Genomic DNA, 25,906 nt, shown 5'->3' on the forward strand with positions numbered 1-25,906 from the left:
TCACGATATCGCCGGTCTTGCGCGGGTTGAGCCGCGGCTTGTAGGTCGGGATGTGCTCGCCGAAGTCGAGGTACCACTGGTGATCGAGGTACAACGATTGCCGGCCCGTCAGCGTCCGCCACGGCACTAGCCGTTCGACGTTCATGCACCAGGCGGAGTAAGCGCGACCATCGTTGACCAGACCCGTCCAGCACGGGCTCGTCAGGATTCTCCTCGGCTGACGCGTCAGGTCGTAGAACCTGCAAGAGACGCTCCGGGTCGGCTCAGCCAGATCGGCCAGCGGCAGACCGATGTGATGCTCCTCGTTCACGAAACCCTGATAGCTTACCTCGCCGTTCGCTTCCGGCGCGCACAACAGCACGGTGTTGCACGCGTCCAGCACGTCCTCGAGGCTCGGGTAACGCTTTCCGCCCCATTCCACGCACCGCATATGCCTTGCATCAGGCATCGGCATGACCGGATTCTCGAGCATCTGGTCGTACTGTTTCTTGATCGGAATTTGCACGCCGACCGCAGAAATACCATCCTCCCGCGCTTTCGGTCCGAACGAGATGAACTTGTTGTACAAATTCGCGTAGTCGCGCTCGATCACCCGTACGTGCGGGAAGGACTTGCCCGGCACCGGCTTGCACTCGCCCTCCGCCCAGTCGAGAATTTCCGGCTGCGACATTTCGTCAGGAGTATCGTGCATCAACGGCTGAAGGACCACGTCACGCACCGGCTTGGAGAACGCCAGCGGCGACAGTTCGCTGACCTTCTTGGCGATCAGCTTGAAGATCTCCCAGTCGGTCTTGGACTCCCACACCGGCGGAACCGCCTGTCCCAGCACATGCAGGAACGAGTGCAGGTCCGTGGTGTTCAGGTCGTTCTTCTCGTACCAGAAGGCCGTCGGCAACACGATGTCAGAGTACAGTGCCGTGGTGTTCATGCGGAAGTTGATGTCGATAACGAGGTCATACTTCCCGCGCGGAGCGGTCTCGTGATACTTGACGCTCGTTGACTTGCCCTTCGCACGATCCTCCGCGATCACGTTGTCGTGCGCACCGAGATAGTGACGCAGGAAGAACTCGTGCCCCTTGGCGCTCGACTGCATCGCGTTGCCGCGCCAGATGAACCACAACCGCGGCCAGTTCTCCTCGGCGTCGGGATCCTCGATCGCCAGATTCAACGTCTTGCTGGCGACTTTGTCGACGACGTAAGTCGCGATGTCTTCCGTCGTTTTCGCGCCAGAACGTTCGGCCTCAGCGACGACCTCGATCGGATTGCGGTTGAAGTGCGGAGTGAACGGCATCCAGCCTGAACGCACCGCCTTCGCCTGCAGGTCGATCGCGTGACCCTTGGCCCAGCGCGGATTCGGCGCCGTCAGGCCGTACTCCGTGAACTCCTGCTCGTAACGCCACTGGCAGCTATGGGCATAGTGCCAGGTCGACGACTGCACGACCCGCGGCGGCTTGGACCAGTCAAGAGCCATCGCAATCGTGTTCCACGGCGCAACCGGTGCCAGCTTTTCCTGGCCGACGTAGTGGTTGATGCCGCCGCCGTTGACGCCGCAGCAGCCGCACAGGATCAGGGCGACGGTCGCCGAGCGGTAACACAGGTTATTGTAGTAGAAGTGGTTGGCGCTGGCGCCAACGATCACCATGGACTTGCCGTTCGTGAGTTCGGCGTTGGTGGCAAACTCACGCGCGAACCTGATCGCCGTCTCGCGGCCGATGCCGGTGTGACGCTCCTGCCAGGCCGGCGTATACGGCGCATCCTCGTCGTCGTAGCTGGTCGCGAACGAGCCTTCCAGCCCGCGGCTGTGACCGAACTGCGACATCATGATGTCGAATCCGGTGGCGACGAGCACTTCGCCCTTGTTCGTGGCAATGCGCTTCACCGGCACGCCGCGCGAGACGACGCGGCCGTTCGCGAAGTCGTCGAAGCCGACCTGCACCACTCCGTCGGATTTATCGATGAAGCTCAGCACCGGATCGATCGGGCTGTTGTCCAGGGTGTCCTCCGCCGACAGATTCCACTTGCCGTGGGTGGAGCCCCAGCGATCGCCGACCTGTCCCTTGAACGCGCGCGGCTCGCCGGTCTTCTCGTCGATGACGAGCATCTTCCAGTCGGCGTTCTCGACATCCCGATAGCGCGCGACACGCTTCGAACGCAGCAGCCGTCCGGTCTTGTAGGTGTTTCCGTTGGGCTCCAGCTCCACCAGGAACGGCAGGTCGGTGTAGCGCTTGACGTAGTCGATGAAGTACGGGACCTGGCGGTCGATGTAGTATTCCTTGAGGATGACGTGATTGGCCGCCATCCACAGCGCCGTGTCCTGCCCCGCCTGGATCGGAATCCATTCGTCGGCGTACTTGGCGACCTGGCTGAAGTCCGGTGCAAGAACCACGAACTTGGTTCCTTCGGTACGCGCCTCGGAGATGAAGTGCACGTCGGGGGTACGCGTCATGTTCATGTTCGACGCCATCGAAACAATGAACTTGGAATTGTACCAGTCGGCGCTCTCGCACACGTCGGTCTGGTCGCCCCAGATTTCCGGGAACGACGTCGGCAGATCGGCGTACCAGTCGTAGAAGCTCATGCAACCGCCGCCGAAGAGCGACAAGAAGCGTGTACCGGCCGCAAATGACAGCATCGACATCGCCGGGATCGGCGAAAAGCCCATCACACGGTCCGGGCCGTGCTTGCGCGCGGTGTACAAGCAGGCCGCGGCGATCAATTCACTCAGCTCTTCCCATTTTGCGCGGCGAAAGCCACCCTTGCCGCGCGCCTTCTGCATGCGCAGGCGCTTCTGTTCGTCTCCGACGATCGAGGCCCAGGCCTGGATCGGATCCTTGAACGAAGCCTTCGCCTCCTTCCACATGTCGTAAAGCGGACCACGGATGTATGGATACTTGATCCGGATCGGGCTGTAGACGTACCAGGACGCAGAGATACCACGCTGACAGCCACGCGGCTCGTAGGGAGGCAGGCTGCGCTCGAGAAGCGGGTAATCCGTCTGCTGCATCTCCCAGGTGATGATTCCGTCCTTGACGTAGATCGCCCAGGAGCAGCCGCCGGTGCAGTTCACGCCATGCGTGCTGCGGAAGACGTTATCGTGAGACCACCGGTTGCGATAGAACTCTTCCCACTTACGCTCCCGGGGATTAACAAGATCAAGTATCCAGCTCATCAGCGTCTCCTCAGTTGTTCGTCCGGGCGCGAGGCCTGTCGTAACGCAACGGACTGCCCTTCGCCGGGAGGTGCTATTCCTCCCGTCGTTTGTCGCGCGCAGAATTAATCGCGGCGAGTCTGCCCGCTGATTTGCAGGCAAACAGCAATCTACCAACCTGGGTTCGGGTAAACGCTCCCACCGCGATCAGTACCGCGGTAGAAGTCATCAGCCTTGCGGCGGTTTGGGGGGACTCTATCCCAGATGATTTTCTAACATAGACCGGCGTTTTTGGTTTTTGCAACGACGCAATCTATGCGCAGCGCGACGACCACCTCTGTCGTAATCGCGAGGGTCGCTCGCAATGCAACATCATCAAAGCGCGGTCAGTGATGCCGATATCGATTGCGCACAGCAAAGACGCTCGTCGTCTGCGGAAATTCGGCCGTCGCAATCTTCGAGCATAAAACGCCCGTTATTGGCCGACTTCTCGCAATGCAAAAATTTGAAACGGGGACTGAAGACTCGCTCTAACCGCCGACAAGTTGGTGACTCCGGGCGTTGCGCGACTACGATCGCACGGTCGATCCGGAGGACAGGCGCAAGATCAGTATCACGCTCTCTCAACGAAGCGAGACGCAAGCCGAAGCGCGAGACGAACCGACGCGGCACTCGCCACACGGATCGGCGCGACGTGTGTGTCGCAAATCGCGCCAGGGGCCTGGATGCATGTTGCGCGATGGGTCGCGAGGAAATGGACCATAAGCGAGATCATTGATACGGGCTGCCGCGACGTTTGCCCGATCATGCCGCTTCCGACGGATTACACACGGTGCACTCTTATTAAGAGATCAACTTCACGGTTGATAGGCCCGGTGATTTCATCATGACCAAACGCGACACCAACTCCTAACATGATGTTCGCGTGGACGACGCCGGCGTATTGCAGGCGCCTTCGGATGGGACTCGCGACCGAAGCTTATTGATCGCACCGCCGTTTCACGCCATCTGAGGAACAGGGGTACCCGTTCCATGACCGAAACCTTCCTGACTTCCCTGCTCGTTCTCACCATTCTTGCCGCATCGGCGGCATTGGCCCGGCGACTGGTGACGGCGCCCGCCATCGTATTTCTGGTGGTCGGCATCGTGCTGGCTTTCGTGCCGGGCTTTCCTCCCGTTGAAATGGCGCCCGAAAGCGTGCTGCTGATGGTGCTGCCGCCGCTGATCTATTCCGCCGGCGTCTCCATGAGCTGGCGCGAATTCAAATCCAATCTGCGGCCGATCGCTCTGCTTGCCATCGGCTGTGTCATCTTCACGACCTGCGCGGTCGCGGCGGCCACGCACTGGCTGCTCGGCCTGCCCTGGGGCGTCGGCTTCGTGCTCGGCGCGATCGTCTCACCGCCCGACGTGGTGGCGCCGCTCGCCATCGCCAAGCGTCTGCATCTGCCGCACAGGATTCTGGTCATCCTCGAGGGCGAAGGCCTCGCCAACGATGCCACCGCGCTGATCCTCTATCGCTTCGCGGTGCTCGCGGTCTCGACCGGTGCCTTTTCGCTGCCGACCGCCGCCGGATCGTTCGTCCTCATCCTGTTCGGCGAGATGGCGTTCGGCATCATCGTCGGCTGGCTCAGCCTGCGCCTGCGCCAGTGGGCACAGGATGCGCGGGTGGAAATCCTGCTGTCGCTGCTGACGCCCTATCTCGCCTACTGGGTGCCCGAACATCTCGGCGGCTCAGGCGTGATCGCCACCGTGGCCGCCGGACTTTATGTGAGCTGGAACGGACCGCTGCTGATCTCGGCGGCGACGCGGCTTCAGGGCATCTTCTTCTGGGATCTTGCGATCTGGCTGATCGAGGGTGTGCTGTTCCTGCTGATGGGTTTCGAAGTCCGGGTGCTGATTGAGAAGGCGAAGGCGGTCCCGATCGGCGAGGTGCTGGTGGCGATCGCGCTGACCTCCGCCATCGTCATCGCCGCGCGGTTCATCTGGGTATTCCCCGGCACCTACCTGACCCGCGTCCTCAGCGCGCGGACCCGGAGGCGCGATCCGACCCCGCCATGGCGCTATGTCGTGGTGATCGGCTTCACCGGCATTCGCGGCGTGGTGTCCCTCGCGGTGGCGCTGGCCCTGCCGCTGACGCTGCCGGGCGGTGAAGCGTTTCCCTATCGCGACCTCATCCAGTTGACGAGCTTCGGCGTGATCTTCGTGACGCTGTTCGGCATCGGTCTGACGCTGCCGCTGGTCGTCAAGCTGCTCGGCATTTCGAAGCACGGCCACCGCGAGGCGATGAAGGAGCGCGAGGCCGAGATCGCGGCGCGGCGAACCATCATCGAGGCTGCACGCGGCGCGCTCACAACCATCATCACCGAGCGCAATCTGCCCGAAGGCCTCGCCAAGTTTCTCGAAGCGCGGCACGAAACCCGGATGCGGGCGCTGCCCGATCCGCCGCGGCACGGCGACGAACATTCGCCGGCGACCAGGGGAGCATCCATGGTGCGCGAAATCATCGGCATCGAGCGCACGCATCTGCACCGGCTCTTGCGCGAGGGCAAGATTACCGACGAGACCCGCCGCCGGATCGAGCGCGATCTCGACCTGGAGGAAGCGGTGGTCGACAACCGCGAAAAGCACACGCCGCTGTAAGTGCCGGTTCCTGCTCAAAGCGCTTCATCGGAACACTACGTGCTCCCTCCCCCGCAAGCGGGAGAGGTGAAGAGTCGCTCGTTGGGATTCGGGGCAACCATGACCTGATCTAACGGCCGAAAGGCACCCTACTCCGCCGCGGTCACCGCTTCGACCCGCGCCTTGGCGCCGGAGCCATAACGCCGCTCGATGTAATCGATCACCAGCACCTTGAAGTCCTGCGCGATCGCCGGCCCGCGTAGCGTCCTGAACTTCTTGCCGTCGACGAAGACCGGCGCGGCCGGCGCCTCGCCGGTGCCGGGCAGCGAGATGCCGATATCGGCGTGCTTGGATTCGCCGGGGCCGTTGACGATGCAACCCATGACCGCAACGTTGAGCTGCTCGACGCCGGGATACTGCGCCTTCCAGTTCGGCATCTCGTCGCGGATGAAGTCCTGAATCGACCGCGCCAGTTCCTGGAACGTGGTCGAGGTGGTGCGTCCGCAGCCGGGACAAGCCGCGACCAGCGGCACGAAGGTGCGGAAACCCATGGTCTGCAGCAGTTCCTGCGCGACCTGCACTTCGAGCGTGCGGTCGCCGCCGGGCTCGGGCGTCAGCGAAATGCGGATGGTGTCGCCGATGCCCTGCTGCAAAAGGATCCCGAGCGCGGCGGATGAGGCGACGATACCCTTCGAGCCCATGCCGGCCTCGGTGAGGCCGAGGTGGATCGCATAGTCGGAGCGTTCCGCCAGCGTCTGGTAGACGGCGATCAGATCCTGCACCGCCGAGACCTTCGCCGACAGGATCATCTTGTTTTTCGGCAGGCCGATTTCCTCGGCGCGCTTCGCCGACAACAGCGCCGACTGCACCATCGCCTCGCGCGTCACCGCGCGGGCATCGAGCGGCGCAGCCGCTCGGGCGTTTTCTTCCATCAGATGCGTCAGCAATTCCTGATCGAGCGAGCCCCAGTTGGCGCCGATCCGCACCGCCTTGCCGTATTTGATCGCGGTCTCGACGATGTCGGTGAACTGCTTGTCGCGCTTGTCCTTGAAGCCGACATTGCCCGGATTGATGCGGTACTTGTCGAGCGCTTCGGCGCAGGCCGGGTGATCGGCCAAGAGCTTGTGGCCGATGTAGTGGAAATCACCGATCAGCGGCGTGGTGACGCCGCGCTTGCGCAAACCGTCGCGGATATGCGGTACGGCGGCGGCGGCCTCGTCGCGATCCACCGTGATGCGGACCATTTCCGAGCCGGCGCGCGACAGGGCGGCGACCTGCGCGATGGTGCCCTCGATGTCGGCGGTGTCGGTATTGGTCATCGACTGCACCACGATCGGCGCGCCGCCCCCGACGGCGACGTTGCCGACCATGACTTGCGTGGTTCTGTGCCGCGGACTCGGGCCTGCGACGTCGATTTGCGACGGGTTTTCGAGCTTGTTCATGGGTCTCAAATATCAGGTTTTCGTCGGATTCAGCAACGGATCAATGGCGGGCGGGCGGTATCCCGAATTCGAAGTTCGCTCAACCTTACAGCTACCCCCTTTTGCGAACTTCGAATTCAAAGGGATACCGCTAAATTTCTAATTCTAGTGCGGTTTAGGTTCAGGAGTTTCCTCCAAAACATGGAGAGGAAACTCCTGAACCACCGCACTAGGCCAGTTCACGAGGTAAAGACCAGCAGCCACCAACAGTGCCGCAAATCCGAAAGCCGGCGTCAGCGGGTCATGCATGATCACATAGCCAGCCGCGACGCCAAACAAAGGGGTGATGAAGGTAAAAGCCGACAATTTGCTGGCCGAATAAGTCTTAACCATTGAAAACCATATCAAAAATGTCAAGCCCACCACCCAGACGGCCTGATAGGCCATCAGCGACAGCGCCAGTGGCCCCGGAATCCGGTCCAGCGTCTCGCCGGCGGCCCAGGCAGCGACGCCGAGAATCGGGATCGAAACGGCGACCTGATAGCTCAAGGTCTTTTCCGGCGGCGCCGAGATCAGTGAACTCGCCTTCACCAGGAGCGTGGTGGCGGCCCACAGCGCGCCGCCGCCGACGATCATGATGTCGCCGAGCAGCACGCGGCCGTCGACATCCGGCTGCGGCACGCCGATCGCGCAGGCGACGCCGGCGAAGCAGAGCGCGAGGCCACTCCATTGTGACGCGCGCAGTCTTTCCCCGAGAATGCGGGAGGAACCGAGCGCGACAAAGAACGGCGCGGTATAAAGAAACACCACCGCGCGCGATGCCGTGGTCAGCAGCAGCCCGTGGTAGATCAGCACGAATTCGAATCCGAACAGCACGCCGGCGGCCAGGCCGGGGCCAAGCGTGCCGTCGCGCCTGAACAACGCCACGCCGCGCAGCCGCGCAATCACCAGCAGCATGACGATTGCGCCGCAGGAGCGGATGAAGGCTTGCAGAAACGGCGGAATGTCGGGCAGGACGAGTTTCACCGCGACCTGATTGAAGCCCCAGCTCAGGCAGAGCATCAGCATCAGGGCGATCGCACCGGCGCTCAGCGGCCGGCTCGCGGATGTCAGGCCTGGATCGCTGGTTGCCATGGTTCCCGGTGAGCCGGATTGCTAAAATGTCCCGATAGGCGGAGCAGTGGATGGTTGGCGCTAGGCCGCGCTCTGGCAATGCGCACAGGTGCCGGTGATTTCGACCACCGATAGTTTCGGCGTAAATCCGCTGGAGCGCACCGCGTCGCTAAGACTCTGCGCCACGCGGCTTGCCGGAATCTCGCCGACCGACCCGCAACGCTCGCAAATGAGAAATGCCACCAACGCGCTCGCATCATGGTCGTGGCCGCAAGCCAGAAACGCGTTGCGGCTTTCGATGCGGTGAACGAGGCCGTTTTCCATCAGAAAATCGAGCGCGCGATAGACCGTGATCGGCGCCGGGCGCGGCATCGATTTGGCCAGTTCCTCGATCACTTCATAGGCGCCAAGCGGCCGATGGCTCGACAGCAGTGCCTGCAGCACCTGGCGGCGGATCGGCGTGAACTTCTGCGCACGCTGGGCACAGATCCTTTCCGCATGGCTGATCGCCTCCGAGGCGCAGCGGTCGTGATCGTGCCCGGGCACGGGGAATGTCGGTCTGGTCGCTGTCATCTGATGTCTATCTAAACCGTTTTGAGCGGATTTCGCCCCCTGTTTCCCGCGGCAACCCCCCGACGTTCGGAATCCACCTATTGCAACGCAGCATATGCCGATCCGGGGCCGTTTTCCAGATTTGGGGACCTGCGTTCGCCGATCGTCCTGCCTACCAACCCGGCCATGAGTTTTCCGCAGGGCAGCTTTTCCAAAGTGGAGGTAATGCTTTTCATAAGCTTGCTTATTATAACGAGTGTTAGGAGTTCCCGACATTGCCCGACCGTTCGATCGAAAGCGACTTTCTGTTTACCCTGTTCGAGGTGCAGCGGCTGCTCCGGCTCTTTGCCGACAAGCAAGCGTCGCGCTACGGCCTGAACCGGGCGCAGTGGGCCGTGCTCGCCAAACTGGAGCGCACCGAAGGGCTGAAGCAGGCGGATGTCGCCGAGCTGATGGAGATGCAGCCGATCACCCTGACGCGGTTGATCGACAAACTCTGCAAGGCCGGTTTGATCGAGCGCCGCGGCGACGAAACCGATCGGCGCATCAATCGTCTTTACCTGACCGCGGCCTCGCGGCCCCTGCTGGCCCAGCTCGCCGTATTGCGCGGCGAAATCACGCGAGCGGCGCTCGCCGATATCAGCCTCTCCGACGCGCACCGTCTGATCGCGCAACTCGAAACCGTCAAGAACAACGTTCGTAACGCGCTGCAAGGCAACGCGCCCATCGACAGTGAGAAAACGAAAGAGCGGCACTATGGCTGAGCCCGCCCTCAAATTTCCGCCCGACCAGAAGGTCCCGCCGACCGAGCCGCCACCGCCGACGGCCGCCGATGCAAAGCCGCGCCGGCAGTTGCTGGCTTCGCTGCGCCGCTACCGCCGGCCGCTGCTCCTGGTCGTGCTGCCGCTGATCGCGCTGATCGCCGGGCTGACGTTCTATCTGTCGGGCGGCCGCTACGTCACCACCGACGACGCCTATGTCGGCGCGCAGAAGGTTCTGATCACGCCCGAGGTCTCCGGCAAGATCGACAGCGTGACCGTGAAGGAGGGACAACACGTCAAGGCGGGCGATTTGCTGTTCGAGATCGATCCCGTGCCGTTCCGCCTGGCTGTCCAGCAGGCGGAAGCGAAGCTGAACGAAGCGAAGATCGAATACGACACGCTGAAATCGAACCTCGCCAACTACGCCCAGTCCGAGGCGCTCGCCCAGCAGAGCATCGACGTCAAGCAACGAGACGTCGATCGCAAGACGACGCTTGTGAAAAGCAACTCGGGATCGCGCCTCGATCTCGACAACGCGCTCAGCGCGCTGGTGCAGGCGCAGGGCGTGAACCAGATTCTGGAGCAGCAGATTTCGAATACCCGCAACAAACTGCTCGGCAATCCGGATCTGCCGCTGGAGAAATTTCCGGCCTACGCGCAGGCCGAGGCCGCGCTGGCCGACGCGCAGCGCAATCTTGCGAATACGGAACTGCGGGCGCCGATCGACGGCGTCGCCACGCAGGTCGACAACATCCAGCTCGGCCGCTTCGTGACCGCGGGAACGCCGGTATTCAGCGTCGTCGACCTCGATCACCCATGGGTCGACGCCAATCCCAAGGAATCCGACTTCACCTACGTGGCCGTCGGGCAGCCGGTCGATCTCTCCATCGATTCGTTCCCCGATCATGTCTTCAAGGGCACGGTCGGGTCGCTCAGTCCCGGCACCGGCGCGACATTCGCGATCCTTCCGCCGCAGAACGCTACCGGCAACTTCGTCAAGATCGTGCAGCGTATTCCTGTGCGGATCTATTTCGACAAGAACGATGCCGAGGTCGGCAAGCTGAAATCCGGCATGAGCGTCTACGTCTCGATCGACACCAATCACCGCCGCTCGCTCGCGGGTCTGCTCGGCCTGTCGCGCGCGAAGCAGGACTAGAGCGATGCCGGCGGCCGCCGCATATTCGGCTGCGGTTCCAGGGCTGCGCCGGAACATGGTGACGATCTGCGCCATGACCGCGACCATCATGCAGGCGCTCGACGCCACGATCGCCAACGTTGCGCTTCCCTACATGCAGGGGTCGCTGTCGGCATCGCAGGACCAGATCAACTGGGTGCTGACGTCCTATATTGTCGCGGCGGCTATCATGACCGCGCCGGTCGGCTGGATCGCCAACCGCTTCGGCCGCAAACGTATCTTCATCCTCTGCTCGGCCGGCTTCACGCTCGCATCCGTCTTGTGCGGACTGGCGCAGGATATCACCCAGATGGTGCTGTTCCGCTTGCTGCAGGGCATGTTCGGCGCGGCGCTGGTGCCGCTGTCGCAGGCGGTGATGCTCGACAGCTATGCGCTGCACGAACGCGCCAAAGCAATGTCGATCTGGGGGATGGGCGTGATGCTGGGGCCGATCATGGGTCCCTCGCTCGGCGCGTGGCTCACCGAAACCTATAGCTGGCATTGGGTGTTCTTCGTCAATCTGCCGTTCGGCCTGATCACGGTCATCGGCCTCATGGTCTTCATGGACGAGACCAGACTGGACACCAAGTTGCAATTCGACTGGTTCGGTTTCGGCGCGCTCGCCGTCGGCATCGGCGCGCTGCAGCTTGCGCTCGATCGCGGCGAGCAGCTCGACTGGCTGGAGTCCCGGGAGATCATCATCGAGTTCATTGTCTCGGCCGTCGGCTTCTATTATTTCTTCGCGCACTCGCTGACGACCAAGCGTCCGTTCGTCCAGTTCGCGATTTTCAAGGATCGCAATTTCGCGACCGCGCTCATCTTCATGGCGGTGATCGGCGTGGTGCTGTTCTCGACCATGGCGCTGGCCTCGCCTCTGTTCCAGAACGCCTACGGCTATCCGATCCTGACCGCCGGGCTCCTGCTCGCGACGCGCGGCGGCGGCACGTTCGTGGCCATGATGATGGTCAGCCGTCTCATGACATATTTCGAAGCGCGGACGCTGATCGCCGTCGGCCTTTCGCTGATCGCGATCACGCTCTACGACATGACCGCCTGGACCGCCGATATTTCCGTGCGGGCCATTGCCATCAACAGTATCGTCCAGGGTTACGGTATTGGCCTTGTCTTCGTGCCGATGACGACCGCGGCCTTCATGACGCTGCCCAACCATCTGCGCACCGACGGCACCTCGATGCTGACGCTGGTGCGCAACGTCGCGAGCTCGATCGGCATTTCCATCGTCATCGCCCGACTGACGAGCGGCACCACCCGCGTCCACGCGGTGCTGGCCGAGCACATCACCCCGTTCAATAACGCCCTGCAGATGCCGGACGTGACCAGCACCATCAACCTGCACACAGATGCGGGCCGTGCGATGATGGATCTGATCGTCAGCGCGCAGGCGCAAATCATCGCGTTCTCGCAGGACTTCGAGCTTGTCGCGCTGGTGACGGTCTGCGCGATTCCGCTGGCGCTGATCCTGAAATCGACCAAGGCGGCGTTGCGCGCGCCATCCGCCGACCATCCCGCGGTGATGGAATAGACGAAAAGGGAAGGAATGCCCGTCATCAGCGCAATTGCGAACCGATAAGGTGGAAAACGCGCAAGGCTGCCGCAATGCCATAGGAAGCGGCGCCGAAACTTTGTAGTTTCGCCGCCATGACGATCCAGCGCGCCATCCCGACATCGCCGAGCCCCGCCGCCCCCGCCGAGGCGGCGCGGGTTACGCCGATGATGGAGCAGTATCTTGAAATCAAGGCGGCCAATCCCGGCCTGCTGCTGTTCTACCGGATGGGCGATTTCTACGAACTGTTCTTCGAGGATGCTGAAATCGCGTCCCGCGCGCTGGGCATCACGCTCACCAAGCGCGGCAAGCACCAGGGAGCAGACATCCCGATGTGCGGCGTTCCGGTGGAACGCTCGGACAATTACCTGCACCGTCTGATCGCGCTCGGCCATCGCGTCGCGGTGTGCGAGCAGACCGAGGATCCGGCGGCGGCGCGCAAGCGCGGCAACAAGAGCGTGGTTCGCCGCGATGTGGCTCGCCTCGTCACCCCGGGAACGCTGACCGAAGACACGCTGCTCGACGCCAAAGCCAACAATTACCTGCTGGCGCTGGCGCGGGCGCGCGCGTCCTCCGGAAGCGACCGCATCGCGCTGGCCTGGATCGACATCTCCACGGCGGAGTTCATCGTCACCGAATGCGGCACCGGCGAACTAGCCGCAACGCTCGCGCGCATCAATCCCAACGAGGTGATCGTGTCCGACGCGCTCCATGGCGATCCGGACATGGCGGCGCTGCTACGGGAGTTGCCGTCGGTGACGCCGCTGACCCGCGACGTGTTCGACAGCGCGACCGCAGAGCGGCGACTGTGCGATTACTTCGCGGTCGCCACCATGGACGGCCTCAGCGCCATGTCGCGTCTGGAGGCGACTGCGGCTGCCGCCGCCGTCACCTATGTCGACCGCACCCAGATCGGCAAGCGGCCGCCGCTGTCGCCGCCGTCGCGGGAAGCCGCAGACAGCACCATGGCGATCGATCCCGCCACCCGCGCCAACCTCGAACTGACGCGCACGCTCGCGGGCGAACGGCGCGGCTCGCTGCTCGACGCCATCGACCGCACGGTGACGGCGGCGGGGTCGCGGCTGCTGGCGCAGCGGCTGGCGGCGCCGCTGACGGACAACGCCGCCATCGCACGGCGGTGTGACGCCGTCGCCGCATTTGTATCCGACAACGCGGCATGCGACGACATCCGCGCCGTGTTGCGCGCGGCGCCCGATATGTCGCGCGCGCTGGCTCGGCTCTCGGTCGGACGCGGCGGCCCGCGCGATCTCGCAGGCCTGCGCGACGGCATTATTGGCGCCGATCAGGCGCTGGCGCGGCTATCCGCGCTTTCCGATCCGCCGACGGACATCGCGGCAGCGATGCAGGCGCTGCAACGCCCCTCCCGCGATCTCGCGCGCGAACTCGGCCAGGCGCTCGCAGACGAACTGCCGCTGACGAAACGCGACGGCGGCTTTGTCCGCGAGGGTTATGAGGGCGCGCTCGATGAGGCGCGAAAACTGCGCGACGACTCGCGCCTCGTCGTCGCCGCGATGCAGGCGCGCTATGCCGATGAAACCGGTGTCAAGACGCTCAAGATCCGCCACAACAACGTGCTCGGCTATTTCGTCGAAGTGACGGCGCAGCACGGCGACAGGTTGATGAGCGCGCCGCTCAACGCCACTTTCATCCATCGCCAGACGCTGGCCGGCCAGGTGCGCTTTACCACGTCGGAACTCGGCGAGATCGAGGCCAGGATCGCCAATGCCGGCGACCGCGCGCTCGGCCTCGAACTGGAGATTTTCGACCGGCTCGCCGCGATGGTGGTCGAGGCCGGCGACGACCTGCGCAATGCGGCGCACGCCTTCGCGCAACTGGATGTCGCGGCGTCGCTCGCCAAGCTCGCAACCGACGAAAATTATATCCGGCCGGAGGTCGATGCCTCGCTCGACTTCGCCATCGAAGGCGGCCGGCATCCGGTGGTCGAGCAGGCGCTGAAGCGCGCCGGACAGCCGTTCATCGCCAACGCCTGCGATCTGTCGCCGGGCCCGGGCCAGTCCTCGGGACAGATCTGGCTGCTCACCGGCCCCAACATGGCGGGCAAATCGACGTTCCTGCGCCAGAACGCGCTGATCGCGCTGATGGCCCAGATCGGCAGCTTCGTGCCGGCGGCACGCGCGCGCATCGGCATGATCGACCGGCTGTTCTCGCGGGTGGGCGCCGCCGACGATCTGGCGCGCGGCCGTTCGACCTTCATGGTCGAGATGGTGGAAACCGCCGTCATCCTCAATCAGGCATCGGAACGCGCGCTGGTCATCCTCGACGAGATCGGACGCGGCACCGCGACCTTCGACGGCCTGTCGATCGCCTGGGCGGCGATCGAGCATCTGCACGAAACAAACCGCTGCCGCGCGCTGTTCGCCACGCACTATCACGAACTCACCGCACTGTCGGCAAAGCTGCCGCGGCTGTTCAACGCCACCGTGCGCGTCAAGGAATGGCACGGCGAGGTGGTGTTCCTGCACGAGGTTCTGCCCGGCGCGGCCGATCGCTCCTACGGCATCCAGGTGGCGAAGCTCGCGGGCCTGCCTCCGCCGGTCGTCGCGCGCGCCAAATCGGTGCTGGCAAAACTGGAGGCTCAGGACCGCGGATCGACCGTGCGCGCGCTGGTCGACGATCTGCCGCTGTTCGCGGTACCCTCACGCACAGCCGACGAATCCGCATTGCCGAGCGAAACCGCTCAATTGGTCGAAGCGTTGAAATCCCTGCATCCCGACGAGATGTCGCCGCGCGAGGCGCTGGATGCACTTTATGCGCTCAAGGCGAAACTGCCGAAACAGTAATCAGCGTGCCGCGATGTTGCGAAATCTCCCCTCCACTGTCGATGTCGCCATCATCGGCGCCGGCGCAGCCGGGCTCGGCGCGGCCGATGCCCTGAAAGACTCCGGCCTTTCCGTCATCGTGCTGGAAGCGCGCGACCGCGTCGGAGGACGCGCCCGCACCATCGTGCCGGCTCCCGGTATCGTCTTCGATCTCGGCTGCGGCTGGCTGCATTCGGCCGACCAGAATTCCTTTACGGCGATCGCGGACCGCCTCGGCTTCGAGATCGACAGGACGCGGCCGCCATGGCGCGATCAGAGCTTTGACGCCGGATTCCCGGCGACCGAGCGCCAGGACTTTTTTGCCACGCTCGACGCATTCCACGAGCGCATCGAGAAAGCGGCGGAGAACGACGCCGACACCGCGGCCAGCCGCTGTCTCGAACAGGGCAATCGCTGGAATCCGATGATCGATGCGATATCCGGCTATGTGAACGGCTGCGAACTCGATTCCGTCTCGGTCCACGACACGGCCGCCTATGAGGACACCGGGATCAACTGGCGGGTGTGGCGCGGCTACGGCGCGCTGATCGAAGCCTATGGCCGACCCTGCCCGGTCGCGCTGAACACACGCGTCTGGCGTGTCGATCATTCAAGGCGCAGCCTGCGCATCGAAACATCGAAAGGTACGCTGTCGGCGGCTCAAGTCATCGTGACGGTGCCGACCAACCTGATCGCGAACGAAACGATCCGCTTCCACCCCGAACTGCCCGAGAAGGTGAGCGCCGCGGCCGGTCTTCCGCTCGGCGTCGACGACAAGGTGATGCTGGCGCTCGACGATCCCGATAACGCGCTGCCAAAGGACGGCAACCTGCGCGGCGCAACCATGCGGACAAGAATGGGCGCCTTTCATCTGCGCCCGTTCGGCCAGCCCTGCATCGAGGGATTTTTCGGCGGCAGCTTCGCGCGCGAACTCGAGGACGCCGGCGACGGCGCATTCGCAGCGCAGGCGATCGACGAGATCGTGGCGCTGCTCGGCTCGGATTTTCGTCGCGAGCTCAAGCCGCTCGCCGAATCGCGCTGGGCCCGCGATCCCTTCGCGCAAGGCGCCTATTCCCACGCCCTGCCCGGCCATGCCGGCGACCGAGCGGTGCTCGCCGCGCCGGTCGATAGCCGGCTGTTCTTCGCGGGCGAGGCCACCTCGCCGAACTTCTTCTCCACGGCGCACGGCGCGCGCGACAGCGGCGAGCGTGCGGCGCGCGAGGTGATGGCGGCAAGCGTTGACCGCTCCACCAGAGCATGATCCGAAGGCCGCGCGCGCGCAAAGTGGAGAACGGTTTCAGATAAGAACAAACTTGATCAAAACAAAAGAAAGAGACGGCTGCAGCCGGCGCGCAACGCAGAAGGATCTACTGTTCACCCGGCCATATTTGACAGCACTTTGCAGCGATCCGTTTCTACGATGATGCCTATTGCAATTCGTGGGAGACAATCGATGCAAGCATCTCGACGTGACATCATCGCCGGCGCGGCCGGCATTGCCGCGGCATCCGCACTCGGCGCAAGCGCCGCGCAAGCAGCGACGGGCGACGAACTGAAGGCGATCCCCGAACTCGCTCCGCACTGGAAGAAGCTGGACCTCGCGGCGATCCTGCGCAAGCCGGCGGCGTTCGCATCGGTGAGCCAGAACAATTCATTGTATCAGCCATGGGGCGCGCAGGCCGGAGAGAAGCATTGGGAGCGCGGCAGTCTCGCGGCCACGATCAAGGTGGTGAACGCGGCGCGCAAGGCCTCCAATTTCAAGTCGTTCAACTGGATCGGCTACGAAGTCTTCCGCGAAAACTATCCGCAGTCCGAATTCGACAAGGTGCAGTATGAAAGCTGGACCGGCGCGCTGGATTTCTCGCCGGAGAAAAAGAAGGCCGACAACGAACTCGTTCCCGACCTGCGCGCGCTGGTGCGGCCCGGAGATCTCGAGTTCAATGAACTGGCTTTGCAGACGGCGTTCGCCGGCACGCAACTGCCGCTCGAATTGTCGCGCAAGCGGATCGAGGTACTGGTCCTGACCGGAATCCATACCGATTGGTGCATCGAGGGCAACGCCCGCGCCGCGCGCGACAACGGATACCTTCCCATTGTGATCGGAGACGCGACCGGGACGCAGAAGCCGGAGCAGCTTGCGGGTGCGTTGCAGCGCATCAACGACTTCTTCGCGCCGGTGATTTCCTCCGACACCTTCGTGCGGCTGCTGGGGCAGTCGAGCTGAGCCGATCCTTCCCCGAAAACGTCGCGACGCAGCGGGACCGGTTTGGCAATGCCGGCCCCGAGCGTCGCCCCGGACTGTCCCTTTTCGGCACAAAATGTCGCATCGGTGGTGCCGGGAATCCACATTTTAACCTTTAATTAACGATGGACCTTGAAGACCGCGCGCCGACTTGCTTTGATCGGGGCATGAGCACGACCCTGATCGAACTCCGGCCGGCCAAGGTCGCGGATGCATCCGCGGTCGCCGCCACCCATGACGAAGCCTGGCGTTCAGCCTATCAGGGCATCATTCCCGGCGCGGAACTGGAAAAGCTGATCAACCGGCGCGGCCCGCACTGGTGGGACAGCGCGATCCGCAAAGGCAGCCGCATCAGCGTGCTGGTGTTCGGCGACAAGGTCGCCGGCTATGCCAATTACGGTCACAACCGCGCCCGCAGCCTGCAATATGAGGGCGAAATCTATGAGCTTTATCTGCGCCCGGAATTCCAGGGCCTGGGGTTCGGCCGGCGGCTGTTCACCGCTGCCCGGCGCGACCTGCTGCAGAGCGGGCTGAAAAGCATGGTGACCTGGGCGTTGTCCGACAACGAGCCGGCGACGGAGTTCTACCGCTCGCTCGGCGGCCGCATGGTCGCCCGCTCCTCCGAGAGATTCGGGCCAAAGTCGCTCGACAAGGTGGCGTTCGCCTGGACCGGTTATTGAACCGGATTTGAAGGTCGCTCCATCGTCAGGTCGCCATTGAAGCCGGTCCGCTGCCCGGCCATAGTCGTTTCTCAGATTCACATCCCAGACCCAATGCGAGGCGGCCGATGCGTATCGATGCGATCTCGACCGGACCCAATCCGCCACATGAGGTGAATGTCATCATCGAAGTGCCGGTCGGCGGCGAGCCGATCAAGTACGAGATGGACAAGAACGCCGGCACGCTGGTGGTCGACCGGTTTCTCTACACGGCGATGCGCTATCCCGGGAATTACGGCTTCATCCCGCACACGCTGTCGCAGGACGGCGACCCCTGCGATGTCCTGGTCGCCAACACGCGCGGCATCGTGCCCGGCGCTGTGATAAGCGTGCGGCCGGTCGGCGTGCTGTTGATGGAGGACGAGGCCGGCGGTGACGAGAAAATCATCGCGGTCCCGACCTCGAAACTGACCCAGCGCTACGACAAGGTGAAAAACTACAGTGACCTGCCGGACATCACGCTGCAGCAGATCCAGCACTTCTTCGAGCACTACAAGGATCTGGAGCCCGGCAAATGGGTCAAGGTGCTGCGCTGGGGCGACGCGGAGGATGCGCACAGGCTGATTCTGGAAGCCATCGCGCGGGCGAAGGGAAAGTAGCGGGACGAGGTTTTAAAACCGCTACACCGCCGGCGCAGCCAACCCTTCGATCGCGCAGGCGGCGCGCAGCGTGTTGACCAGCAGGCACGCGACCGTCATCTGGCCGACGCCGCCGGGCACCGGCGTCACCGCGCCCGCGACCTTCACGGCTTCGTCGAACGCGACGTCGCCGACGAGGCGGGTCTGGCCATCGGCCGCAGGCAGGCGGGTGATGCCGACATCGATCACGGTCGCGCCCGGCTTGAGCCAGTCGCCGCGCACCATCTCGGCCTTGCCGACCGCCGCATAGACCAGATCGGCGCGGCGGCAGAGTTCAGGCAGATTGCGCGAGCGCGAATGCGCGATGGTCACCGTCGCGTTTTCGTTGAGCAGCAACTGCACCAGCGGCCGTCCCACCAGATTGGAGCGGCCGATCACGATGGCGTCCATGCCTTCGAGCGAGGAATGCACGCTTTTGGTCAGGATGATGCAGCCGAGCGGCGTGCATGGCGACAGTGCGGGCAGACCGCCGGCGAGGCGGCCGGCGTTGTGCGGATGCAGGCCATCGACATCCTTCGCCGGATCGATGGCGGCGACGATCGTTCCGGTATCGAGCCCCTTCGGCAGCGGCAGTTGAACCAGAATGCCATGCACGGCGGGATCGGCGTTCAGTTTCGTCACCAGCGCCAGCAGATCCGCCTGCGCCACATCGGCCGGCAGAACGTGTTCGAACGAGGCCATGCCGGCGGCCTGGGTCTGCTTGTGCTTGTTGCGGACGTAAACTTCGCTCGCGGGATCGTTGCCGACCAGCACGACGGCGAGGCCGGGCGTCAGCCCGTGATCGCGCTTCACGCGCGCCACCTCATCGGCCACCCGCGCGCGCAGGTCTGCCGCGATGCGTTTTCCATCGATGATTGTGGCCGCCATGCTGATCCCCGGGCTTGCCAGAGTCTTTCACCGTTTCATGGAAACGGTGAAAGACTCTGGCTTCTTGCTTTGACGCGTTTCCTTCACGCGAACCGGATTCCACTTCGCTCGAAAACGCTCTAGTCTGGTTGAGCCGCGGTCAGGGCGCGAAGGGCATGGCCGAGCCTGACGGGATCGCCGCCGACCGCGACCTGCTTCAGCCGCGAGGTCACTCCCGCACATATCCGGACATCGGTTTTGCGCACCCCAAGCGCCTTCGCCAGCACCGCCACGACGGCGCGATTGGCCTCGCCACCTTCGGCGACGGCGCGTACGCGAACCTTCACCACCGGGCGCCCGTCGGCCAACGTCTCAATGCCATCGATCCCGTCGCGGCCGCCGCGCGGCGTCACCCGGAGCGCGATGCTGAGACCCTCCGGAGAATACCGCCACGGCTCCATCAAACCGCCGGTCAGAACACGGCGGGATAGATGTAATAGGTGATGACCCGCTGCATGAACAGGATGATCAGGATCAGGATGATCGGAGAGATGTCGAGACCGCCGAGATTGGGCAGCATCCGGCGGATCGGCGCCAGCAGCGGTTCGGTGATCCGTTCCAGAAATTCGGCCACCGCGGCCACGAACTGATTGCGGGTATTCACCACATTGAAGGCAATCAGCCATGACAGGATCGCCGAAGCAATCAGCAGCCAGACATAGAGGTCGAGGATGATGAGGACGATATCCAGTATGGCTCGCATGAGGAAATGGCTCGCGGGTTTGGTCGTGGATTCGACCGGTGGAGAGAATTTGACATTCGCGACCCCACCTGGCCGCGCGTCCCGGACGCGAAAATTTAGAATCGGACCACTCGTGCAGGGTTCAGCCGTTCTCTTCACCTTTGGCCAAAGGGCCGTCAAGAGAACTTCTGAACCGAACTACACCAGATATCGGTCTCTCGTCTCTCCCGGGATTCGAAGTTCGCCTCGGGTGGTTGCGCGACGGCGGCGAACATCGCATCCGGACGATGCGAGCCCGCTAAAATATCGTTTCGGTTCCCGCCAAACAAGGGAAGTCGGGGAAAATGAAGCCCTAGAGCCTCTCCGCTTCTACTGAATCAGAAGCGGGGCTCTATGATTTTGATTTAACGCGTTTTCTCGACGCGAACCGGTATCCACTTCGCTCGAAAACGCTATAAAAATGCCGGTTTCAGCCGTTCTTGACTTGCGATTGGCGAGGACTGTAAATGGCGGCGTTTCCGGTCGCTGCATCGTTTGCCGACCGTGGACGGGGCCATAGCTCAGCTGGGAGAGCGCGTCGTTCGCAATGACGAGGTCGGCGGTTCGATCCCGCCTGGCTCCACCAGCGACTCCCGAGAGGCAACCGTTATCCTGTGACCGCTGCCGTCGATCACGACGCGCTCGCTTGAACCGCTCGATCGTCGAGGTGAAGCTCGGCAGCGACCACGCATGACCCACGGCATTCGTCGTGGGGCATTCTGGGCCGAACCGCCCCCCTCGGCTGGTCGCGAGTAATTCGGAGATTTATCCGCAACTCAGCGTTGTACCTGGCTGGTGAAAAGCGTCGCGCATGGATGTTACAGCGCGGGTACTGCTAATGAGTTTCCCAAGGGCAACACCGCGGCCGGATCAAGACTTGCCGGCACACGGGAGCGGTGCGGAATGTCCGATCAGGAGGGGGGAGGTAAGATAATATTAGCCATGAATACGATAATATCAGTTACGCGATTCGGTCACGGCTCTGCTGGCGACCTCCAGCACGCAGCCGGAGGAACGGGGCATGGGCAGGCTGTCAATGGACAAGTCGGGCTTTGCGGCATGGCTCGCTTTGGCGTTGACGTGGACAGCGCCGGCCGCGGCCCAGGATGCGAGCTGGCTCCCCGCTCCGCCCAGCAGCAATTTTAACGACGCTGCGAACTGGACCCCGGCCACCGTGCCGACCGGCACCGCATCGTTCGGCACCTCGACCGGCACGAACATTACGTTCGCGAATGACACCACCCTGGGCGGGTGGACCTTCAACGCTTCGAATTATTCCTTTACTAACACCCATTTTCTAATCTTCGCTGGCGCCGGGATCGTCGTCAACGGCGGCAGCATCAGCATCACTAATGATAATTTGCTGCAATTCTCCCACGGCAGCACAGCCGGCAGCGCCAGCATCACTGACACCAATAACGGTGTCCTGCAGTTCATCGACACCAGCACGGCCAGCAACGCCATCATCACTAATCATGGTAGCCTGGAGTTCTATGACGCCACCAGAGCCGGCAGCGCCAACATCACCAACAACAACACCCTGTACTTCTTCGGCAGCAGCACGGCCGACAACGCCAGCATCACGAACAACAGTTCTCTGCAATTCGCCACCCACGGCACGGCCGGCAGCGCCAGCATCACGAATAACAGCATCCTGGAGTTCTATGACACCAGCACGGCCGGTTATGCCAGCATCATCAATAACGGCAGCGGGTTCTTCTACGACACCAGCACGGCCGGCAGCGCCAGCATTACCAGCAACATTTACCTGCGATTCGCCCACAACAGCACGGCCGGCAACGCCAGTATCACCAATAACAATCTTCTGCAGTTCTCCGACTCCAGCACGGCCGGTGACGCCAGCCTCGCTAACAACAAATTTTTGCAATTCGCCGCCAACAGCACGGCCGGCAACGCCAGTATCACCAATGGGAGCACTGGTGCGTCGACCGACTTCTCGGGGTCGAGCGGACCGCTCAACAACGGGCAGCTCTCGGCTGGCTCGATCGCCGGCAACGGACAATTCTACCTCGGCGCCAATCAACTCACGGTCGGCGGCAACAATCTTAGCACCACCGTCAGCGGCGTCATCAGCGACTGCGGACCATCAGGCTCGAGTTGTAGTTCAGCCGGCGCCACCGGCGGCGCGCTGATCAAGGCCGGGACGGGAACGCTGACGCTCGCCGGCGCCAACCTCTATACCGGAACCACCACGGTCGACGCCGGCACGCTCAACGTCACCGGCTCGCTGGCGGCGTCAAGCCCGGTCAGCGTCAATACCGGCGCGGTGCTTGCCGGCACCGGAAGCGTCGGCAGCGTCAGCATCAACAGCGGCGGCACGCTGGCGCCGGGCGACGGCACGCCTTTCTCCTCTCTGAATCTCGGCAGCCTGGCCCTGCAATCGGGCGCGAAATATGTGGTGATGCTCAACCCCGCCACCGCGTCATCCGCCCATGTCGCGGGTGCAGCGACGCTCAGTGGCGCCACCGTCAAGGCGATCTATGCCAACGGCAGTTACATCTCGAAGCAATATACCATCCTCACCGCGGGCAACGTCAGCGGCGCGTTCGGCTCGCTGGCCAATACCAACCTGCCCGCGAACTTCGTGAGCAGCCTGAGTTACGACCCGACCCATGCCTATCTCAACCTGACGCTGAACTTTGTTCCGCAACTGGCGAGGGCCTTTGCCAGCCCAAATCAGCGCAATGTCGCCAATGCGCTGATCAATTCCTTCAACACCGCCGGCGGCATTCCGCTGGCATTCGGTGCGCTGACGCCGGCAGGCCTGACCCAGGTCTCGGGTGAAGCGGCGACCGGCTCGCTGCAGGCCACCTTCAATGCAATGGACCTGTTCCTGGGAATCCTGAGTGATCCTTTCATCGCCGGCCGCGGCAATGGTGCAACCGCAAACGGTGCGGCCCCGGCCTATGCCGAAGATGGCTACGGTGTCGGCGCCTATGCGTCGGGAGACGCGCCACGTTCGAAAAACGAGCGTGACGCCTATGCCGCGATCTCTCGCACGGTGCCTGCAATGGCCGATCCCCTCACCCCGCGCTGGAGCGTGTGGGCCACAGGCTACGGCGGTTCGCAGACCACCGACGGCAATACCTCGCTCGGATCCAGTACGGCGACCTCGAGTGTCGCCGGCGTCGCGGTCGGCGCCGACTATCGTATCTCGCCGTTCACAACCGCCGGCTTCGCGCTGGCGGGCGGCGGCACCAGCTTCAATATCGCCAACGGGCGGGGCAGCGGACAGTCCGACCTGTTCCAGTCCGGCACCTTCATTCGACATGCCGTCGGCGCCGCCTATCTTTCCGGTGCGCTTGCTTACGGCTGGCAGGACGTCACCACCAACCGCATGGTGACGATCAGCGGCGCGGACCGGTTGCAGGCGCGCTTCAACGCCAATGCATGGTCGGGCCGTGTCGAAGACGGCTATCGCGCGGTCGGTCCCGCAACGGGCGGCGTCGGGATCACGCCCTATACGGCCGGCCAGTTCACCACGTTCGATCTGCCGGCTTATGCCGAAAGTGTTCTGTCTGGCGCCAACACCTTTGCGCTGGCCAACCATGCCAAAAGCGTGACGGATATCCGCAGCGAAGTCGGTCTCCGCACCGACAAATCCTACCCGGTGCAGGACGCGATCCTGACGCTGCGCGGGCGTCTTGCATGGGCGCACGATTTCAATCCGGATCGCACAGTCGCCGCGACGTTCCAGACCTTGCCCGGCGCCAGCTTCGTCGTGAACGGCGCTGCCATGGCTTCCGACGCCGCGCTGGTCACCGGCGCGGCCGAGATGAAGTGGATCGACGACTGGTCGGTGGCCGCCACCTTCGAAAGTGAGTTCTCCAACGTCACACGGTCCTACGCCGGCAAGGGCACCATCCGCTACGTTTGGTGAGCCGCGGGCCGAACGTCACGGTCGCCTTCGCATCTGGAAGCCGGCGACCCCCCACAGGATGAAGTCGCGCGGAAACAGCCGAAGCAGGAACGGCACGATCTTGATACCGAGACCGGGCAGCACGGCCCGTTTGTTGGCCATCAGCGCCCGGTAGCCATCCGCGGCGACGTCCTTTGCGGACACATTGAGAATCGCGGAATCAAAGCCCGGCTTGAGCCCCGCCCGCGCCTGAAATCCGGACGGCACCGGACCCGGGCAGATTACAGTGACCCGGACGCCGAGCGGACCCAGTTCGCCACGCAGCGCCTCGCTGAACGACAGGACAAAGGCTTTTGACGCGTAATAGACCGCCATGCCGGGGCCAGGCAAAAATCCGCCGATCGAGCCGACGTTGAGAATGCCGCCGCGCAGCCGGATCACGTTCGGGGCGAAACGCAACGTCAGATCCGTCAGAGCCCGGATGTTGAGGTCGATCATCGCAAGCTGATCGGCGCGGTCCAGTTCGGCAGCCCGGCCGAACAATCCATATCCGGCATTGTTCACCAGATACTTGACCTCGACACTCTCGGCGGTGAGCGCCGCGGCGATCCGCTCTGTCGCATCCGTCTTGCCGAGATCGCAGGGAATCACGATCGGCGACATGCGGCCCGATGCGGTGATTTCAGCGGCGAGCGCATTGAGCCGATCGGCGCGCCGGGCGACCAGCGCCACCCTGTGCCCATGGGCGGAGAATATCCGCGCGAACTCGGCGCCGATTCCCGAGGACGCGCCTGTTATCAATGTCACCGGATTGATCACGATCCACGCTCTTGCAATGACTGGGAATAAAATACGGCCGGAGAGCGCCCCGTTTCAGCATGGAGCGGCGCGGTCTTCAACATGCTGGCGGGAGGTTCGGATCGAATATTCCGCTTTACATTTGCGCCCGGAAACCCGGACAGGCCGGGCGTGCACGGCGGTTCACGCTACCCGACGGCTCAGTTTGGCCGGCCTGCCGCCGACCGCTTGCCGACGCGGTGCTTGAGGTCGATGCGATCGCGCGAGGAGACTGCCAGGAGATCGGCGGCGCGCCACACCACGTTCTCCTCGAATTCGCTGACGTGACCGTCCGCGTAAACCAGTTCCCACATCATTTCTACGATGCGCAAACGGTCCTCGTCGTTCAGCGATCGCATGATCACGCTGGTGAAATGGTAGAGATCGACCGCCTCACCCTCCTCCAGCGTCGCCGCTTCGATCAGCTTGTCGGCGGTGCCGGGATCGAGCTCAAAACGGGTTTCGATCAGTTCGTGCAGCTTGCGAAGTTCAACCTCGGAGGGCGCGCCGTCGAGCGAGATGATATGGACGAACAGCGCAGTCGCCGCGAGCTTGCATCCTGTTTCGTCGAAGACCCGGTGCTCCGACGTTTCGGAGGACACAACGTCGGCAATGAAATGGCGCAGTTTATCGAGCATCGGTCCGTCTGCCGCAATGTTTGGTGCAATGTCTCGCGCAATGTCTGGAATATCACGCGACCGCGTTCATTGATACGGAAGTCAACCATGCAGCTTCCGCCGGAGTTCCCCGCGAAAGGGTTACGTTTCGGCA

At 63.3% G+C, this 25,906-nt stretch carries 19 protein-coding genes, 1 tRNA gene and 1 riboswitch; of the genes, 11 read left to right on the plus strand and 9 right to left on the minus strand.

Annotation, left to right across the window (positions count from 1 at the left end; all coding sequences use genetic code 11):
* A partial coding sequence (locus tag ACS3WA_RS13400; protein ID WP_438279016.1) for a nitrate reductase subunit alpha occupies positions 1 to 3,169 on the minus strand: 3,169 nt, incomplete at its 3' end.
* Positions 3,170 to 3,360: 191 nt separating this feature from the next.
* Positions 3,361 to 3,420: riboswitch (Fluoride riboswitch) on the minus strand.
* Between the two features lie 760 nt (positions 3,421 to 4,180).
* Between ACS3WA_RS13400 and ACS3WA_RS13405 the strand changes: the two genes are divergently transcribed.
* Positions 4,181 to 5,788, plus strand: a complete 1,608-nt coding sequence (locus ACS3WA_RS13405) for a Na+/H+ antiporter (protein WP_438279017.1) — start codon at positions 4,181 to 4,183, stop codon at positions 5,786 to 5,788.
* Positions 5,789 to 5,916: 128 nt separating this feature from the next.
* Here the strand turns inward: ACS3WA_RS13405 and ispG are convergent, their stop codons facing one another.
* From ispG to ACS3WA_RS13420, 3 genes are all read right to left on the minus strand, one after another.
* Positions 5,917 to 7,209, minus strand: a complete 1,293-nt coding sequence (gene ispG / locus ACS3WA_RS13410; RefSeq protein ID WP_438279018.1) for a flavodoxin-dependent (E)-4-hydroxy-3-methylbut-2-enyl-diphosphate synthase — start codon at positions 7,207 to 7,209, stop codon at positions 5,917 to 5,919.
* A 144-nt stretch (positions 7,210 to 7,353) separates the two neighbouring features.
* Positions 7,354 to 8,322, minus strand: a complete 969-nt coding sequence (locus tag ACS3WA_RS13415) for a DMT family transporter (RefSeq protein ID WP_438279019.1) — start codon at positions 8,320 to 8,322, stop codon at positions 7,354 to 7,356.
* Positions 8,323 to 8,382: 60 nt separating this feature from the next.
* Positions 8,383 to 8,874, minus strand: a complete 492-nt coding sequence (locus ACS3WA_RS13420) for a Fur family transcriptional regulator (RefSeq protein ID WP_438279020.1) — start codon at positions 8,872 to 8,874, stop codon at positions 8,383 to 8,385.
* A 254-nt stretch (positions 8,875 to 9,128) separates the two neighbouring features.
* Here ACS3WA_RS13420 and ACS3WA_RS13425 point away from each other — a divergent pair, with 254 nt between their 5' ends.
* The 8 genes from ACS3WA_RS13425 (at position 9,129) to ppa (ending at position 18,752) form a co-directional block, all read left to right on the plus strand.
* Positions 9,129 to 9,617, plus strand: a complete 489-nt coding sequence (locus ACS3WA_RS13425) for a MarR family winged helix-turn-helix transcriptional regulator (protein WP_438279021.1) — start codon at positions 9,129 to 9,131, stop codon at positions 9,615 to 9,617.
* Positions 9,610 to 10,770 carry an HlyD family secretion protein gene (locus tag ACS3WA_RS13430; RefSeq protein ID WP_438279022.1) on the plus strand — a complete coding sequence of 387 codons (1,161 nt, stop codon included), beginning with the start codon at positions 9,610 to 9,612 and terminating at the stop codon, positions 10,768 to 10,770. Before ACS3WA_RS13425 ends, ACS3WA_RS13430 begins: the two co-directional genes overlap by 8 nt.
* Positions 10,771 to 10,774: 4 nt before the next feature.
* Positions 10,775 to 12,331: an MDR family MFS transporter gene (locus ACS3WA_RS13435; protein ID WP_438279023.1), complete on the plus strand. Its 1,557-nt coding sequence runs from the start codon at positions 10,775 to 10,777 to the stop codon at positions 12,329 to 12,331.
* A 116-nt stretch (positions 12,332 to 12,447) separates the two neighbouring features.
* A complete protein-coding gene (gene mutS / locus ACS3WA_RS13440) occupies positions 12,448 to 15,174 on the plus strand; it encodes a DNA mismatch repair protein MutS (RefSeq protein ID WP_438279024.1) in 2,727 nt (908 codons plus the stop codon).
* 16 nt (positions 15,175 to 15,190) lie between these two features.
* Complete coding sequence (locus ACS3WA_RS13445) at positions 15,191 to 16,453, plus strand: flavin monoamine oxidase family protein (RefSeq protein ID WP_438279068.1); 1,263 nt, start codon at positions 15,191 to 15,193, stop codon at positions 16,451 to 16,453.
* Between the two features lie 192 nt (positions 16,454 to 16,645).
* Positions 16,646 to 17,416, plus strand: a complete 771-nt coding sequence (locus ACS3WA_RS13450; protein ID WP_438279025.1) for a cysteine hydrolase — start codon at positions 16,646 to 16,648, stop codon at positions 17,414 to 17,416.
* Between the two features lie 185 nt (positions 17,417 to 17,601).
* Positions 17,602 to 18,114, plus strand: a complete 513-nt coding sequence (locus tag ACS3WA_RS13455) for an N-acetyltransferase family protein (protein ID WP_438279026.1) — start codon at positions 17,602 to 17,604, stop codon at positions 18,112 to 18,114.
* Between the two features lie 107 nt (positions 18,115 to 18,221).
* Positions 18,222 to 18,752: an inorganic diphosphatase gene (ppa, locus tag ACS3WA_RS13460; protein ID WP_438279027.1), complete on the plus strand. Its 531-nt coding sequence runs from the start codon at positions 18,222 to 18,224 to the stop codon at positions 18,750 to 18,752.
* Positions 18,753 to 18,773: 21 nt separating this feature from the next.
* On the opposite strand, the gene folD is transcribed toward ppa, so the two are convergent.
* From folD to ACS3WA_RS13475, 3 genes are all read right to left on the minus strand, one after another.
* Positions 18,774 to 19,658, minus strand: a complete 885-nt coding sequence (folD, locus tag ACS3WA_RS13465; RefSeq protein WP_438279028.1) for a bifunctional methylenetetrahydrofolate dehydrogenase/methenyltetrahydrofolate cyclohydrolase FolD — start codon at positions 19,656 to 19,658, stop codon at positions 18,774 to 18,776.
* 119 nt (positions 19,659 to 19,777) lie between these two features.
* Positions 19,778 to 20,098 carry a DUF167 domain-containing protein gene (locus ACS3WA_RS13470; protein WP_438279029.1) on the minus strand — a complete coding sequence of 107 codons (321 nt, stop codon included), beginning with the start codon at positions 20,096 to 20,098 and terminating at the stop codon, positions 19,778 to 19,780.
* An 11-nt stretch (positions 20,099 to 20,109) separates the two neighbouring features.
* A complete protein-coding gene (locus tag ACS3WA_RS13475; protein WP_040674890.1) occupies positions 20,110 to 20,400 on the minus strand; it encodes a YggT family protein in 291 nt (96 codons plus the stop codon).
* A gap of 528 nt (positions 20,401 to 20,928) precedes the next feature.
* Between ACS3WA_RS13475 and ACS3WA_RS13480 the strand changes: the two genes are divergently transcribed.
* Positions 20,929 to 21,004 (plus strand) — tRNA-Ala (locus ACS3WA_RS13480).
* A 435-nt stretch (positions 21,005 to 21,439) separates the two neighbouring features.
* On the plus strand, positions 21,440 to 24,319 hold the full coding sequence (locus ACS3WA_RS13485) for an autotransporter outer membrane beta-barrel domain-containing protein (RefSeq protein ID WP_438279030.1): 2,880 nt from the start codon (positions 21,440 to 21,442) through the stop codon (positions 24,317 to 24,319).
* A gap of 15 nt (positions 24,320 to 24,334) precedes the next feature.
* Here the strand turns inward: ACS3WA_RS13485 and ACS3WA_RS13490 are convergent, their stop codons facing one another.
* Together ACS3WA_RS13490 and ACS3WA_RS13495 are read right to left on the minus strand one after the other, a co-directional pair.
* A complete protein-coding gene (locus tag ACS3WA_RS13490) occupies positions 24,335 to 25,117 on the minus strand; it encodes an SDR family NAD(P)-dependent oxidoreductase (protein WP_438279031.1) in 783 nt (260 codons plus the stop codon).
* 179 nt (positions 25,118 to 25,296) lie between these two features.
* Positions 25,297 to 25,773: a TerB family tellurite resistance protein gene (locus tag ACS3WA_RS13495; RefSeq protein ID WP_438279032.1), complete on the minus strand. Its 477-nt coding sequence runs from the start codon at positions 25,771 to 25,773 to the stop codon at positions 25,297 to 25,299.
* Positions 25,774 to 25,906 lie beyond the last annotated feature (133 nt).

It is taken from the genome of Nitrobacter sp., assembly GCF_051535235.1.
In the GTDB taxonomy this organism is placed as follows: Bacteria; Pseudomonadota; Alphaproteobacteria; order Rhizobiales; family Xanthobacteraceae; genus Nitrobacter.

Bases quoted from the DNA above. Each gene is read 5' to 3' on its own strand.
- ACS3WA_RS13405 (WP_438279017.1), top strand. From the start codon at position 4,181: ATGACCGAAACCTTCCTGACTTCCCTGCTCGTTCTCACCATTCTTGCC.
- ispG (WP_438279018.1), bottom strand. From the start codon at position 7,209: ATGAACAAGCTCGAAAACCCGTCGCAAATCGACGTCGCAGGCCCGAGT.
- ACS3WA_RS13415 (WP_438279019.1), bottom strand. From the start codon at position 8,322: ATGGCAACCAGCGATCCAGGCCTGACATCCGCGAGCCGGCCGCTGAGC.
- ACS3WA_RS13420 (WP_438279020.1), bottom strand. From the start codon at position 8,874: ATGACAGCGACCAGACCGACATTCCCCGTGCCCGGGCACGATCACGAC.
- ACS3WA_RS13430 (WP_438279022.1), top strand. From the start codon at position 9,610: ATGGCTGAGCCCGCCCTCAAATTTCCGCCCGACCAGAAGGTCCCGCCG.
- ACS3WA_RS13435 (WP_438279023.1), top strand. From the start codon at position 10,775: ATGCCGGCGGCCGCCGCATATTCGGCTGCGGTTCCAGGGCTGCGCCGG.
- mutS (WP_438279024.1), top strand. From the start codon at position 12,448: ATGACGATCCAGCGCGCCATCCCGACATCGCCGAGCCCCGCCGCCCCC.
- ACS3WA_RS13450 (WP_438279025.1), top strand. From the start codon at position 16,646: ATGCAAGCATCTCGACGTGACATCATCGCCGGCGCGGCCGGCATTGCC.
- ACS3WA_RS13455 (WP_438279026.1), top strand. From the start codon at position 17,602: ATGAGCACGACCCTGATCGAACTCCGGCCGGCCAAGGTCGCGGATGCA.
- ppa (WP_438279027.1), top strand. From the start codon at position 18,222: ATGCGTATCGATGCGATCTCGACCGGACCCAATCCGCCACATGAGGTG.
- folD (WP_438279028.1), bottom strand. From the start codon at position 19,658: ATGGCGGCCACAATCATCGATGGAAAACGCATCGCGGCAGACCTGCGC.
- ACS3WA_RS13470 (WP_438279029.1), bottom strand. From the start codon at position 20,098: ATGGAGCCGTGGCGGTATTCTCCGGAGGGTCTCAGCATCGCGCTCCGG.
- ACS3WA_RS13475 (WP_040674890.1), bottom strand. From the start codon at position 20,400: ATGCGAGCCATACTGGATATCGTCCTCATCATCCTCGACCTCTATGTC.
- ACS3WA_RS13485 (WP_438279030.1), top strand. From the start codon at position 21,440: ATGGGCAGGCTGTCAATGGACAAGTCGGGCTTTGCGGCATGGCTCGCT.
- ACS3WA_RS13495 (WP_438279032.1), bottom strand. From the start codon at position 25,773: ATGCTCGATAAACTGCGCCATTTCATTGCCGACGTTGTGTCCTCCGAA.